Origin of the sequence: Tardiphaga sp. 42S5 (assembly GCF_034044155.1) — a bacterium.
GTDB lineage: Bacteria > Pseudomonadota > Alphaproteobacteria > Rhizobiales > Xanthobacteraceae > Tardiphaga > Tardiphaga robiniae.
In genome coordinates this window covers 3114501-3128858 of the sequence record NZ_CP139027.1, presented here as the reverse complement: position 1 = coordinate 3128858, position 14358 = coordinate 3114501, and the positions used below count along the sequence as shown (strand labels likewise).

At 58.9% G+C, this 14358-nt stretch carries 10 protein-coding genes; 7 read left to right on the top strand and 3 right to left on the bottom strand.

What is annotated here, in order from left to right; all coding sequences use genetic code 11:
• Positions 1 to 185 precede the first annotated feature (185 nt).
• The 7 genes from SFY93_RS14540 to SFY93_RS14510 all read left to right on the top strand — a co-directional run bounded on the left by SFY93_RS14540 (position 186) and on the right by SFY93_RS14510 (position 9205).
• Positions 186 to 2426: a hypothetical protein gene (locus tag SFY93_RS14540; protein ID WP_320447619.1), complete on the top strand. Its 2241-nt coding sequence runs from the start codon at positions 186 to 188 to the stop codon at positions 2424 to 2426.
• A 158-nt stretch (positions 2427 to 2584) separates the two neighbouring features.
• Positions 2585 to 3427, top strand: coding sequence for an FkbM family methyltransferase (locus SFY93_RS14535; protein ID WP_320447618.1), 843 nt, complete (start codon positions 2585 to 2587; stop codon positions 3425 to 3427).
• Positions 3428 to 3435: 8 nt separating this feature from the next.
• Positions 3436 to 5124, top strand: coding sequence for a glycosyltransferase family 4 protein (locus SFY93_RS14530; protein ID WP_320447617.1), 1689 nt, complete (start codon positions 3436 to 3438; stop codon positions 5122 to 5124).
• Positions 5121 to 5990 (top strand): glycosyltransferase family 2 protein, encoded by an 870-nt coding sequence (locus tag SFY93_RS14525; protein ID WP_320447616.1) that lies wholly within the window; start codon positions 5121 to 5123, stop codon positions 5988 to 5990. The genes SFY93_RS14530 and SFY93_RS14525 overlap by 4 nt, the downstream gene beginning before the upstream one ends.
• 137 nt (positions 5991 to 6127) lie before the next feature.
• Positions 6128 to 7219: a GDP-mannose 4,6-dehydratase gene (gene gmd / locus SFY93_RS14520; RefSeq protein WP_320447615.1), complete on the top strand. Its 1092-nt coding sequence runs from the start codon at positions 6128 to 6130 to the stop codon at positions 7217 to 7219.
• Between the two features lie 109 nt (positions 7220 to 7328).
• Positions 7329 to 8462, top strand: a complete 1134-nt coding sequence (locus tag SFY93_RS14515; RefSeq protein WP_320447614.1) for a glycosyltransferase — start codon at positions 7329 to 7331, stop codon at positions 8460 to 8462.
• Positions 8463 to 8503: 41 nt separating this feature from the next.
• Positions 8504 to 9205 carry an NUDIX hydrolase gene (locus tag SFY93_RS14510; RefSeq protein WP_320447613.1) on the top strand — a complete coding sequence of 234 codons (702 nt, stop codon included), beginning with the start codon at positions 8504 to 8506 and terminating at the stop codon, positions 9203 to 9205.
• Here the strand turns inward: SFY93_RS14510 and SFY93_RS14505 are convergent.
• The 3 genes from SFY93_RS14505 to SFY93_RS14495 all read right to left on the bottom strand — a co-directional run bounded on the left by SFY93_RS14505 (position 9202) and on the right by SFY93_RS14495 (position 14220).
• Positions 9202 to 11940 (bottom strand): hypothetical protein, encoded by a 2739-nt coding sequence (locus tag SFY93_RS14505; RefSeq protein WP_320447612.1) that lies wholly within the window; start codon positions 11938 to 11940, stop codon positions 9202 to 9204. The genes SFY93_RS14510 and SFY93_RS14505 overlap by 4 nt on opposite strands.
• Positions 11941 to 12134: 194 nt before the next feature.
• Positions 12135 to 13169, bottom strand: a complete 1035-nt coding sequence (locus SFY93_RS14500; protein ID WP_320447611.1) for an alpha-ketoacid dehydrogenase subunit beta — start codon at positions 13167 to 13169, stop codon at positions 12135 to 12137.
• 28 nt (positions 13170 to 13197) lie between these two features.
• Complete coding sequence (locus tag SFY93_RS14495) at positions 13198 to 14220, bottom strand: thiamine pyrophosphate-dependent dehydrogenase E1 component subunit alpha (RefSeq protein WP_320447610.1); 1023 nt, start codon at positions 14218 to 14220, stop codon at positions 13198 to 13200.
• Positions 14221 to 14358 lie beyond the last annotated feature (138 nt).

Below are 14358 nucleotides of genomic sequence, written 5' to 3'. Positions count from 1 at the left end.
GATGCACTGCCTGTCCACTATTCCGGGTCGTTTGTCCAACGCAACTGTCTGAAGCAAAAGGCTATACACAGGCTTCTGATCAGTCGAAAAACAGGCTTGGAAGCATGTAGCGAGACGTCCCGGCCCTTACCAACCGCGGCGATGTGATCTAAGACCGCCTACCCGTAGCCGGACCCCGATACTTCATGCTCAGTGCCGCATTACTAAAACCATTCCCCTCTGCGATCATCGCGTTGACGGCTTTCGTGCTGATGCCCTGGCCCGGCTACGCGCTTCTGCATCTGCTGGGATTCGGTCGGCACCGCTGGTCCGCTGCTGTTTTCGCCGGACCGGCCGTCACGCTTGCGCTGTGGATCATCGCACTATCGGGCGCCGCATGGGCCTCAATTTCGCTGCGGACCATCTTCGGTCCGATCTGGATCGCGACGCTAGTTCTGGCTGCGCTGGGTATGACACTGCGATGGGCCGTCAATAGTAAAATCGCTGCCGCAGGCGAAGCAAAGCGCGACGCGATCCTTCTTTGGATCACCGCAGTTGTCCTGCCCTTCGTTATCATGCCCGCGACCTTGCGTTTCGGCCTCGCCGACTTCGTCAATTCGACCTATGCGGACCCGTGGTCCTACGTCATGGTCTCCGACTATCTATCCACCGTTGCCCGAGGCGCCGAAGGCGGACTGTCGGCGCTGCATCAGTATGCTTCCCATTTGATGAATACCCGCAACGCATCATCCGCCATTCTGGCGCATTTTGCTTATGGCTTCGGAGGCATCAAGGCAGATCAGACAATGACTCTGTTCTGTCTGTTGTTGCTGTTCACCAACGCGACTGCCTTGATCGCCTTTGCCCGCAGCGTTTTCGAACGGACGGAAGCTGCACTGTGCCTCGCCCTGTTGGCAGGCCTGGGCTGGCCTGCCAACATCGTCTTTGCCGGAAACTTCGATCAACTCCTGCTACTGCCGCTGTTGCCAATGATTGCAACCTTCGCGCTCCGCGCAGGTGACAAAATCAACCTGGTCGCGGCGAGCATCATGATCGGGCTGCTCAGTGCCGCGGCCCTGTTTGCTTATGTGGAGCTTGCATTCATCGGCATCGTGGTTGCGATGACGTTTGTCATCTCGCCCCGGCTTCGCCCTGGGCCGGCGATCGGCCGGGCGGTTCTGGTGACATGTATCGCCGTGCCTGTTCTGATCGTTCTGGCGTGGCCCGGACTGAGCGCTTTGATGACAATGCTCAAGGGTCAGTATGCCCTGACCACAGCTGCGACAGCGCGACCGGGGGACGGCTATTTTATCGGTCTGCTGACCGCGTCGCGACTTCCAGACACCCTATGGGCAATGGGCGGCGAATTTCCACAGACCCGCTTGATCGCTCTTCCATGGCTGCTGGGAACCCTGCTCAGCGCCCTGGCGCTGCTCGGCGCCTGGTTGGAACGGCGGCGCTGGGCGGTCATTATCGGGCTCCTGGCCGTGGCCGCGGCGCTGTTTCATTTCAATTTTCGCGAGCATTACAGTTATGCGACCTATAAAATTGTCAGTATCGATGCCTGGATGCTCGGCTTCCTCGCGGTCTCCGGTGGGGTCTGGCTCGCGCGCTGGTTGAAACCCCGCTTACCCCGGCAACTGTCGTTAACCGCTGTTGTCGCGATCCTGACACTAGCCATTGCGATCGATCGCACCGTCGTCCAGGCCAATGTCATCCGGTTCAAGGACAACGCGTTGCAGCAGCAAGCCTATCGTGAGGCCCAGCAGATCAATGCCATCGTTCAGCATGCGCCGACCCTGCTCGCATCCCGCGACGATCTCGCCAATGAATGGGCCGTATTTTATCTGTCGGACCCGCCGGTGCTGATTGCGCCCTATCGCCTCTATATGGCGCAGGCCCACGTTATTCCGTTCATGGAGCGTGCCAAGCCAATCGATATCGCCTCAATCCGCTACATCGTAACGGACCGCAATGACGCGATCCGTGCATCAGTCTGGGGTGCCAAGCGGATCTGGGACGGCAACGCTTACAGCCTGTGGGAGATCAATGACGCCAACTGGGTCGTCCTAGCCGACGTCATCAATCCCAATGGCTTTGAACCCGGTGGAATTTGGCTCGGCGGCGGCAAAACAACAGAGTTGCTGGTCGTGACGGCACAGCCGGGCCCGGCAACTCTCAACGCCAGCTTGCAGCCTGGGTCACGGGCTCCCATAGGCGCGGAACTGTTTCATGCTACCATCAAAGACCACGCAGGTTCCCGCGCCATCGAGGTGACGGCAGGCGAGAATCGGCTTCCGATCAATGTGACCGCCGGCAGGAGCTTCATCAGCATCGGCATCGACGACGCCCCCACTACGCCACCGCCGGGTACCGCGGATTCTCGTCCGATGATCCTGCGGATGGTGGATTACGGAATCCAGCGAAACTCCCAGCCTTTACGCTGACGTCGGCAATCGCTCCAGAACTGCCCGCAAGGACCCCTCCCAGCATCCACAACGACCCATCATCGGTTTCGTGGAGGCTCTATGCTTTTAGAATGGATTTAGGCTAAGACCCACGAATGTGGGCGGTCTCAATCTCACTTTCCACCCGAGGAACGCGCTTGATCTCCTATGCCCAGAATTTTGAAGACGTGATGCTCGCGCGCCTCTTTGCTGGCCGCCAAACCGGCTTCTATGTCGATGTCGGCGCTGCCGATCCGATCAATCTCAGCGTCACCAAGTGGTTCTACGATCTCGGCTGGAGCGGCCTGAATATCGAGCCCAACAAACAGCTGTTCGATCGCTTGGTGGCTAATCGGCCACGTGATATCAATCTGGATTGCGGCGTCGGCGCAATGGCCTCGGAAGCAGAGTTCCTCGAGCTCGATGTTGGCGAGCTGTCCTCGTTCGACCCTCGTGTCCATGAGAACGCGAACAAACAAGGCACGACCGTTGCATCGCGCGTCGTCAAGGTTGTGCCGTTAACCGATCTGCTGGCAGAGCATTGCGATGCGCGGACGATCGATTTTCTCAAGATCGACGTGGAAGGCTGGGAACTTGAAGTCCTCAAGGGCCTCGATCTTCGGCGATTTCGGCCTACTGTTATTCTGGCCGAGGCGACGGTGCCGCAAACCCGCGTGGAATCCCACGCCGAATGGGAGCCACTGCTTCTTTCGGCCGACTATGTGTTTGTGTATTTCGACGGCGTCAACCGCTTCTACCTGGCAAACGAACATGTTGGTTTAAGGCATCATTTTTCGATTCCGCCCAATACGTTTGATGATTTTGAAGTGTTTCCGCTTGTTCGTGCCCAGAATGATGCCGAAGCGCGGCTCAATGCCATGCATGAGTTGGAACGCAATTTAATTGCATGCAAGCGCGACAGCGCCGCCCGGCTGGCAATAATCCAAAAAATGCAACGTCATTGGACTTGGCGTTTGACCCATCCTTCATGGCTTAAGTGACTTGTACGGTGAAGCAGATTTCAAGAACTCAACAGGTAGCTTTGCAGGCTGACAATACCAAACAGCTCCGCACGATCGTGGTCGACCTGACACCGGTTCTTCCCGGCGGCGAGAACGGCGGCGCAAAGGTATTCGTGCTGGAACTCCTACGCCGACTGGCGGAGCGCGCGCCGCAGACGCAGTTTGTCTTGCTGACGCAAGCTGCGGCTCATGAGGAACTCGCCGCGCTTGACCGCGAGAACGTCCGGCGCCTGATGGTTCTCGACCTCAACAATCCACCCGCCCTGCGTTCACTCGCAAACCGCATATCCTCCCGCCTTTTTCGTTACTTGCCGGAACGGCCGAGGCGAATTGCGCAAAGATCTTTCAATCGTCTGAAGCCCATGTTGCGGCGAAACACACAGTCCGCGATCGTTCGCGAGCTGAGCGCTGATCTGCTGTTCTGTCCCTTCACCGCGCCGACTTACTTCGAAATGACCATTCCGACAGTCAGCGTCATCTACGATCTGCAGTACAAGACGTACCCGGAGTTCTTTCCCGCAGCCGACGTTGCGCAGCGCGACCGCACCTTCATCGACGCTGCGCGACGTTCCACCATGCTTGTTTCAATCTCGGAATATTCACGGCAGGTAGCGATCAAATATGGAAAGCTGGATCCCGCCCAAATCCGAACAGTGCATCTCCATATTTCGCAACATAGTCTGCGAAATGCGGCACGAGACGAGGCAGTCCTCGATCGGCTCCAGCTTACGCCCGGACAGTATCTAATCTACCCCGCGAATTTCTGGAAGCACAAGAATCACGAGATGCTGCTGACGGCATTCGGCATCGCGCGCAGCAACGGACTTGATAACAACATCCGCCTGGTGTGTACGGGCGCACCGGGCGCGCGGCAGCAGTGGCTGAAGGAGGCCGCGGAAGGCCTCGGACTGGGCAACCATGTCCTCTTCCCCGGTTATCTCGCCAATGCTGAACTCCTCGCACTGATTACTAACAGCGTCGGTGTGATTTTTCCCTCCCTATATGAAGGCTTTGGCCTGCCCGTTATCGAGGCAATGGCCACCGGCGTGCCTGTCGCCTGCAGCAACGTGACGTCACTGCCGGAAGTCGCCGGTGACGCCGCCATTCTATTCGACCCGCGGATGCCCGACGACATCGCCCGCGCGCTGACTGCACTCGCCCATGACAAGGAGCTCACCTCACGATTGGTGCGTGCCGGCGAGCTGCGCGCGACGCAATTCTCGGATTCTAAACTGATGGCTGAACAGTATTGGGAAGCGTTCCAGCATGCAGCGGGGCTCGAATTCAAACCGAACCTGCTGGTCGGTGTTTATCCGGATGGCTGGGTCGGCCCGAATCCGAAAGTTCAGGTGTCCAGCTCAACTCAGAACAGAACGTTGAATCTCGAAATTCTAGTTCCGGATTGGGCGCCGGTATCAAAAGTAACGATGAGAATTTGTCAGGAGGGTAATATCAAATCGGAAATCACAGTCCCGCGCGGTAAGGATGGAAGGCTATCAGTACCGATGTCGGTGACAGGCGGCTCTTTTGACATCGAACTTGCACCCGCGTTCATTCCGGCGCTTACGGGAGCTGGCGACGATCAGCGCGAACTGGCCGCCATTCTAAAGAAGTGCGAGATCGTTGGCAGCGATGGTTCATTCGTTTCGCTGTTTCCGGAAAGCACTTCCACATGAGAGTTAGCGTTGTTACGCCGTCGTACAATCAGGGGCAATTCATCCAGCGTACGCTGGAGAGTGTCGCATCGCAGGACGGCGCGGATATCGACCATGTGATCTTCGACGGCGGCAGCACCGACGATACTGTCGGAGTGCTTAAACGCTTCGGCGATGACATTAAATGGATATCGGAGAAGGACAAGGGGCAGACCGACGCCGTCAACAAGGGCATTCGCGCGACCGATGGTGAAATCATCGGCTGGCTCAATTCCGATGATATCTACTATCCGAATGCCATCGCCCGCGTCACCGCCTATTTCGAGGCTCATCCCGAAGTCGACGTGATCTACGGCATGGCCGATCATATCGATCTCGTGGACTATGCTTTTGAGCCGTATCCAACCGAACCGTGGAATTTCGAACGGCTGCGAGATACGTGTTTCATATGCCAGCCAGCGGCGTTCTTTCGCCGACGCGTTGTTGAAAAACATGGCCTGCTCGACGAGCAACTCAACTATTGCATGGACTATGAATTCTGGCTGCGCTTGGGCAAGGCCGGCGTGCGCTTCGCCTATCTGGAAGAGAAACTCGCAGGCTCTCGGCTCTATGCCGAGAACAAGACACTGGGCGCACGGCTCAAGGTGCATGGCGAGATCAATGATATGCAGAAGACGCTGTTCGGCACGGTTCCTGATCGCTGGTTATGGAACTATGCACATGCCGTGATCGATGAGCGCATCGATCGTCACAAGTCCCCTCGCTGGTTCGCCCTACGGATGATTATCGTCATGCTCAAGGCCGCCAGGCGCTGGAACGGACATATCTCGCCAGAGATGAGAATTGGTCTGCGGGACCTGTGGCGCCGGTTCCGAAATCGAAGCTAGACGCATTGATTCCACATATGATCTGCCTTAAAAGGCTGGAAATCCGGCCTCATCGCTCCGTCCATTTGAGCGAAAATCGACAGTTTCCGCTTGTTGAGAGATAAAGTCTGGCCGATGCATCACGAGATCATCTCTTCATGACCAAAAAGACCGCATTGATTACGGGCGTTACCGGCCAAGACGGCGCCTATCTCGCCGAGCTACTGTTGACCAAGGGCTATTCCGTCCACGGCATCAAGCGACGGACGTCATTGATCAACACCGATCGTATCGATCATCTCTATCACGATCCCCACGAACAGGGGCTCGACTTCACCCTGCATCACGGCGACCTGACCGATTCCTCAAGCCTGATCCGGATCGTCGAAGAAGTTCAGCCGGACGAGATTTACAATCTGGCGGCGCAGAGCCATGTTGCTGTCTCGTTCGAAGAGCCGGAATACACAGCAAATTCCGACGCGCTCGGCCCGCTGCGCATACTTGAAGCCCTGCGCATCCTGGGACTTGAGAAGAAGTCGCGCTTCTATCAAGCCTCGACGTCAGAGCTCTACGGCCTCGTCCAGGAAATTCCGCAGAAGGAAAGCACGCCGTTCTACCCGCGGTCGCCTTATGCGGTCGCCAAACTCTACGCATACTGGATCACAGTTAATTATCGTGAGTCCTACGGGATCTATGCCTGCAACGGCATCCTGTTCAATCACGAGTCGCCGCTGCGTGGCGAAACCTTCGTGACGCGCAAGATCACTCGCGCGCTGGCGCGTATCAAGCTTGGACTTCAGGACCGTGTGCACTTGGGCAATCTCGATGCCAAGCGCGACTGGGGTCACGCCCGCGATTACGTCGAAATGCAGTGGCTGATGCTGCAGCAAGAGAAACCAGAAGACTATGTCATCGCCACCGGCGAACAACATTCGGTGCGCGACTTCGTCAGGTATGCTGCCGAGGAAGTCGGTATCAACGTTCGCTGGGAAGGCGAAGGCGTCGACGAGAAGGGTTATAATGTCGAGACCGGTAAGTGCATCGTCGCCATCGATCCGCGTTATTTCCGCCCGGCAGAAGTCGAAACTCTGCTCGGTGACGCCTCCAAGGCGAAGCGTCAGCTCGGCTGGTCGCCCCGAACGTCATTCCGCGATCTGGTCAGCGAGATGATGCGCGAAGATCTAAAGCTCGCCGAACGCGACGAGCTGGTGAAGAAGCACGGCTTCCGGTTTTTCAATCATCACGAGTGAAGCGGTCTGGCCGCCTCACCAGCGCCGCAATCGCTCATTGCCAACGGCATCACGGGGGCCAATAGCATCTATTGGCGCCGGGGCTACGAGGAAGATTCGGGGCGACGACTTGCGTATCCTCCATGCGTATAAAATTTACCGACCTGATATCGAGGGCGGCATTCCCGCCGTCATGTCGAGCCTTGCCGAAGCACCAGATCCCGCGATTAGCCAGTCGATCCTCTGCGCGCGACGCAAAGGCGCGGCGCGTCAGAGCACCATCGACGGCGTCCCCGTCGAAGCGGTCGGATCGCTCGGCACGCTGTTCTCCACGCCCTTGGCACCCGGTTACATCCCGGCTTTCTTGCGACGCGCACGCAGCGCCGATGTGGTCATTCATCACGCGCCGCTACCGCTGACCGACGCCGCAATCCTGTTGGGCCTGCCCGACCACGTCGGCCTGATTGTGTACTGGCATGCTGACATCGTCGGCTACGCCCTGCTGAAGCGACTGATCTCGCCGCTGATCCGCCGTGTACTGGCTCGCGCCGACCGTATCGTCGTGTCGGGGCAGGCGATGATCGCGCAGTCAGATTTTCTGCGTCCCTATGCCGCCAAATGCATCGTGATGCCTTACGGCATGAATCTGGAATATTGGTCGACACTTGGCGACAGCGATCGCAATCAGGTCGCGGACATCAAACGCACAACGCCGCGCCACATTGTGTCGCTGGGCCGTCTCGTCGGCTACAAGGGCTACGACGTACTGGTCCGCGCGATGCGTGATATCGATGCACAGGCCACGATCATTGGCGAAGGGCCACTGCTGACGGAACTGCGGCAGCTCGCCGGCGAATTCGGCGTCGCCGATCGCGTCCGTTTCGCGGGTCGCCTCGAGCGCAGCGAGATCCGGCGGCTTTTCCACGCCGCCAACGTCTTCGCATTTCCTTCGGTCACCGAAGCTGAAGCATTCGGAATCGCGCAGGTGGAGGCGATGACCGCGGGCCTGCCTATCGTCAATACGAGCCTGGCCACCACGGTGCCGCTGGTGGCCAGGCATAACCTGGAAGGACTGACAGTCCCTCCCGGCGACGCGGCTGCACTGGCAACCGCGGTGAATCGAATCCTCGATGATCCGGCATTGGCCACACGGCTGGGCGCCGCTAGCCGGGCCCGCGCGCTCGGCGAATTCGATCAATCTGTGTTCAGGAGGCGGATGGCTGCAGTCTATGCCGAGGCACTGCAGGCACGGCCGCAACGATAGCCGTCGCAGCGCGACGGAGATCCAATCGGGGCAAAGGCGTCATGAGCGACAAACTGGGATCAAGTGCAGCTAGCCTCGCACATTATCGCCTGTTGCAAAAGCAGCGCCCCGACTGTTTTCGCGATCCAGACGACAGCCCGGTTGCGATCCTCACCAATGATGATGATATCGCCGCAGCGCAGCACGAGGAAGACGCTCGCCGCAAGCAACATAACCTGTCATTCCCGGATCTTCGTGTCGGCGTGCTCGCAGCCGATCCTTATCTGGGGATACTGACGCGCGATGCCGTGCGCTTCGCCGACGGATCTCTTGGCGTCTACAATCGCCACATCGGTGAGGCCGGCTGTGTGATCATGCCGATGATCGCGGGCACCATCGTGTTGATCCGGATATTCCGTCATGCCACCCGCGAATGGGCGTGGGAGTTTCCGGGCGGGCGTATCTCGCCGGGTGAAGATCCAACGACCACCGCCCTCCACGAGATGGAGGAGGAAATCGGAGCAATTGATCCGGTTATTCAAACGCTCGGAAACGTATATCCCTACCCGGCTTTCTCCAGCGCCAGCATCCATTTGTTCGCAGCGACAATTGCACAGGTCGGCACACCGCAAATTGCCGAAGGCATTGCCGCGATCGAAACGGTATCGCCAGTCAGGCTGATCGAGATGGTGGACAACGGCGATATCAAAGATGCGGCCGCCCTCGCCTGCATCCTCAAAGCCCGCCTACGGGGCATCATCTAGTTCGTCGCGATCGGCTCAAGCACCAGGCTGCGTACGGAAAAACCGACCGGTCGCCAATCCCTGTTCAGTCCGAGGGCATATTGCGAGACGCTGTCGCTGATATCGAAGGTTAGGACAACGCCACGCGGATCGAGCCCAATGCCCGGCGGAAGATCGATCGACCGCTCATGATAGTCCTCGCCGAGCTTGAAGTTCCATGTCGCCACGTCAACCCCGTTGGCCTTCACACGGACCGTACGTGTAGGCAGGTGCGGTATCTGGAACGGCATCAGATCCATGGTCAGGCGCATCGGCCCCGCTTCCGGCTTGGCCAGAGGTAACGTCAGCACAGCGAAGGGCCCGACCGACCATGTCCCGATCGGATCGGCCGCATACCAACCGTGATCGGCATAGAGTGCGGACCATCCCTTGGAGCTGAAATCGAGCCGCGTGCCGAATTGATACTTCGGTCGGTCGGCACCGAGATTAGCCAAAATGCGCCATTGGCCAATAAACTCGTTTTGCCACATGAAGCCGGACTGCTGGATATTGAAGCGTCGCAAATCAGAGATTGCCGTCACCGCCTCAGCAGGAATGGGCTTACCACCTCCCCGCCAGGTCAAGACATAGAATGACGGGGTGTCAGCCAGCAGATCGAAGCGCCGCTCAAGCTCGCCGGGGCGGAACGGAGCAGCAAGGCCCGATGCCCAGAATTCAAAGTCCTGTTTGAGAAACAGGAAGTAATTGATGTTCAAGCGCCGCAGGCTGCGCTCGACGGTATCCGCATCAGCAAATGATGTTGTGGCGAGTTCGCGTGCAAAATCGGACTCGTGCGGCGTAACGATCATAGCACGCGGCAGCAGCACCGCGTTGTTGCAATAGGCCATCGCCGTATAGGCATTGAGATACAGAACACGCGCATCGGAGGGCACGCTGCGGGCGATTTCATGGCATCTTCCGAATTTGGCCATCGGGTGAGTGAGTCCATGCGCGCGTCCCTGCAGGCCTAGTGTACTTGCCAGCAGATGACGCGGCGGGTCCACAGCGGCAGTCGGGACGGCAGCACGCAACGAAAAGGCGATGCCGATAGCCAGCAGGACGGGCACGCCAGCGCTTGCATTCACTGAGGCCGACGGCAGGAAAAGGCCGGGCCTCGCCAGTCGGCCCATCACACAAACCATCGCCAGCAGCACCAACGAGACGCCGATCGCGTCCACATGACGCATCAGCCGCTCCATGCTGCCGGAATGGAATGCTAGAATGAACACTGTGCAAACCAGCCAATAGCCGAGCAAGCCCAGCAAATAGCTGCGGGATGCCGGACGCCCCAGAGCACGGATGGCCAACAGATAGATCACGGCCGCGACACCATAAAGCGCTGCACGATTGGCCGTGGGCGAGAGAGCAAGATCGCTCAGCGTGATATATGACGCCCCCCGATAGAGCCCATAGCCAAGGATCGCGCCCAACAGCAGAAAGAGACCATGCCGAAGCGACCGCCACCCGATCGGTACGCTAGCGATCATGACTGCAGCAACCACTCCTGCAAAGCCAAGCGAGATCGGAAGCCAATTGTTTCGAAGCTCGTTTATCAGTGTCCGCAGCTCGCGCAGCGTACTCACACCATCGTCGCTATTCAGCGTCAGTACGCCACCATTGACGTAGTTGATGTAGTGCTGCTGCAATCGACTGGTCCAGAGATCGAAGCGCGAGCCGTTGATAAATCGTTCGAATAGCGGAAACGGATTGAGATCGGGAATCCCTAGGAAGAGCCAGTTGCCAAACAGGGAGATGCCCGCTCCGACGCAACCCGCCAGCAAAATCGGCAACAACCGGCGCGCGGACAGCCAGGGATGCGGCGCAACCGCCACCGCGACGACGACGAGCAGCGCGATGAAAGCCTCGAATTGTGCAAGTCCGATTGGAATCGCAAAAGCCAGGGGCAACACCAGGAGACGCTCTCTGCGCGCAGAGTTGTCATCCCTGCTGGAGATGTGAAGGCAGACCAGCAGGAAGCCCAGCGCCCACGCCGCAAACTGCAAGTGATACTTGCCGAAAGCCACTGCCCCCGGCAGCATCCAGAGGGTCGTAAGACTGGCCACCTCGGCTACAAGGATAGACAATCGCCGGAATGGCTCGGGCACATCCGCTGCGATTTGCAGGATGAAGGCACGAAGCAGCATCGCAAACATGATGCAATATGCAGCCGACACCACATGACTCACCAATCCAGGCGCAACGCCTGCGGCCAACAGGTAAGTGCCGTTGCCACGCCCGGCGGTAAAATCCTGGATCAGCGGAAAGTCAGGCGAAAGCTTCACACCGCCCAAATGTCGCACTTCATTGAGCCAGCCCCAGTAGAACTGGACGACGTCGGTATCGTTGAGCTCACCTGCCGCTGCCCGCATGCCGATGAAGACAAGCGCGAGGACGATACCGAGACGAATCGCAGCAAATACAGATTTGTCGGCGCTGACATCCGCCAGCCTGGCCCAGCGTAACATGCGCTGGGCCGCATCGGTGACAGCGCCGGAGACAGCGGCATAGCCGGCGCCGAGAACCAGAATGGCACCACCGACCCAGGGATTAATGAGTCCGGCGACAGCAAGAACAACCCCGATCAGACTGAGCCAAGCGCTTCCGCACAGCCACAGGAACCAGAGCTCGGACGACTTCGCATCGTATCCCAAACGACGCGCCCAAGCGGTGCCGATTCCAATCTGGACGGTCAAGATGAGCGGCACCAGCGCGACCATGGCTAGTCCGAACAGACCGTTGCGCCAACCGGCATCGAACAGCAGAGCACGGGCGTCTGGCGGGTTCGCCAAAACGAGAATCACGATCAGCGCGAATACAGCTGCCGCGCCAGCCATGATCGCGGATTGCCTCACCAACCGTTGCTCCAACCTGAATTTAATCTCAATCCGATTCCGCAGCAGCGAACCTCTGCTCAGTAAGGTCCCTTGAAATCGTCCACCAAGTCGATCTCGCCCAGGCTGGATGAGGTCCGCCCCAACATTACCAACGCGGCTTTCGCGATGGTCGAGGCCTTGGGGTAGAACACGTCTTCCAAAGCCTGCGAAACCGGGGCCGGACAATTCGGCAGCGCTATACGGCGGACCGGGGCCTTCAGATCGTGAAAGCCCTTTTCTGCTGCCAACGCTGCAATCTCGCTGACGACACCACACATCTCCCAGCTGGTGTCGGTCACAATGAGGCGTCCGGTCTTCTTGAGCGACGCAAGGATAGTCTCTTCGTCGAGCGGACGAATTGAGCGCAGATCTATCACCTCGAGAGAGATACCATCTTTTGCCAGTTCGTCAGCCGCGCGAAGTGCTTCGACCGTCATGAACGAGGTCGCCACCACCGTGAGGTCGGTGCCGGGGCGTACCACTTCGGCGCTGCCGATAGGCACCACATAGGGCTCTTCCGGCACTTCACCCTTCAGGCCGAACAGTGAGCGATGTTCGAGAATGACCACCGGGCCGTCGTGCTGCAGCGCCGCCATCATCAACCCTTTGGCGTCGTGCGGCGTGGTCGGCATCAATACCGTCAATCCGGGAAAATGTGCCAGCGGCGCCTGCAAGCTCTGCGAATGGGTAGCGCCCTGCCCCCAACCACGACCGACCACGGCACGGACCACGATCGGAACGGTCCCGGCACGGCCGCCATACATGTACTTCCACTTCGCGGCGAGATTGATCAGTTGGTCGAACGCGAGAAACATGAAGTCGTTGCGCGGATGCACGATGACGGGGCGCTTGCCGACCGCCGCTGCTCCGATCGCGATGCCGGTTAGGGCATTTTCCATCGCCGGCGTATCAAACACACGGGCCTTGCCGAAGCGGCTATAGGCTTCCGTGGTCGTGCCGAAGATGCCCGACGGATAATCCACGGCGATGCCAGCGACGAAAACGGACGGATCGCACTCCATCGCTTGGACGGTGCCTTCGGAAATCGCCTCGGCGTAGCTAAGTGTGCGCATGAATTCGCTCAGGGTTGAATCAAAATTATCAGGCGTTTTCGAACAAGGTGTCGACTGCCGGCCACGGCGCCTGGCGGGCACGCTCTACGGTAGCCTCGATTTCAGCTTTGGTCTCCGCAGCCCAGACTTCGACCTCGGCAGCCGTTGCAACGCCCTGCTCGATCAGCCGGGTGGCCGAGCGCCGAACGGGGTCCCTGGCAACCCAGGCGTCGAATTCGGCCTTGTCGCGATAGCTGCGCTTTGCGTCGTGGTCGAACATCGGCCCGACGTGTTCGCGCCAACGATAGGTCATGCACTCCAGGAACACTGGACCGCCACCGGACCGTGCCTGCTGAACGGCGCGGACGGCTGCATCGTAGACCGCGGTTACGTCATTGCCGTCAACTCGCTCGCTGGTCACCTTGAACGCACGCAGACGGTCGCACAGGTCCGACCCCGGCGCCTGGCGAACTGACAGCGGACTCTCAGTCGCATAGAGGTTATTCTCACACGCGAAGACGACAGGCAGCTTGCGGATCGACGCAAAGTTGATCGCCTCGTAGAATGCGCCTTCATCGAGCGTGCCCTCACCGAAAAAGCACACCGCGACCTTTGCCTCACCATCCATAGCATAGGCCAGCGCAGTGCCCACGGCAGTCGCCACTGTTTCAGCGAGAATCGCCGATGAGACCATGAAACCTTTGTCGCGAGCCGTCAGATGAACCGAACCGCCGCGGCCGAGCGAACAGCCATCGATGCGGCCATAGAGTTCAGCAGCCAGCTCATAGACGCTACCGCCGCGGGCGATGAAATGATTGTGCGAGCGATGATGGGTATAGACCATGTCTCCGGCATCGAGTGCCGAACAGACGCCCACGGCTACGGCTTCCTGTCCGGTGCCGAAATGCGTCGGAGTGCGCATTTCCTGCTCGGTGTAACGGGTCGCCAGAGTCTCCTCGGTCATTCGTACGCGGAGCAGCGAACGATGCATCTCGATGGACTTTTCGGCGCTGGGAAGCACCAGAGAATTGCTGCGGGACACGATCTCGGTGCCAGAATGACTTTGGCTCAAAATTCCCCCCTTGGCGGACGATACGACCGGGCCCCATCGGGATTATCTGCGTCGACGACCCACTACCGACCAGCTAAAGTAGGTGGTTATGGTGCCCCCGATGGGGTGTCAATAGCGCGGACGAAATGCAACGGCACT

Coding starts and splice junctions, on each gene's coding strand:
- SFY93_RS14540 (WP_320447619.1), top strand. CDS start 186: ATGCTCAGTGCCGCATTACTAAAACCATTCCCCTCTGCGATCATCGCG.
- SFY93_RS14525 (WP_320447616.1), top strand. CDS start 5,121: ATGAGAGTTAGCGTTGTTACGCCGTCGTACAATCAGGGGCAATTCATC.
- gmd (WP_320447615.1), top strand. CDS start 6,128: ATGACCAAAAAGACCGCATTGATTACGGGCGTTACCGGCCAAGACGGC.
- SFY93_RS14510 (WP_320447613.1), top strand. CDS start 8,504: ATGAGCGACAAACTGGGATCAAGTGCAGCTAGCCTCGCACATTATCGC.
- SFY93_RS14505 (WP_320447612.1), bottom strand. CDS start 11,940: ATGGTCGCGCTGGTGCCGCTCATCTTGACCGTCCAGATTGGAATCGGC.
- SFY93_RS14500 (WP_320447611.1), bottom strand. CDS start 13,169: ATGCGCACACTTAGCTACGCCGAGGCGATTTCCGAAGGCACCGTCCAA.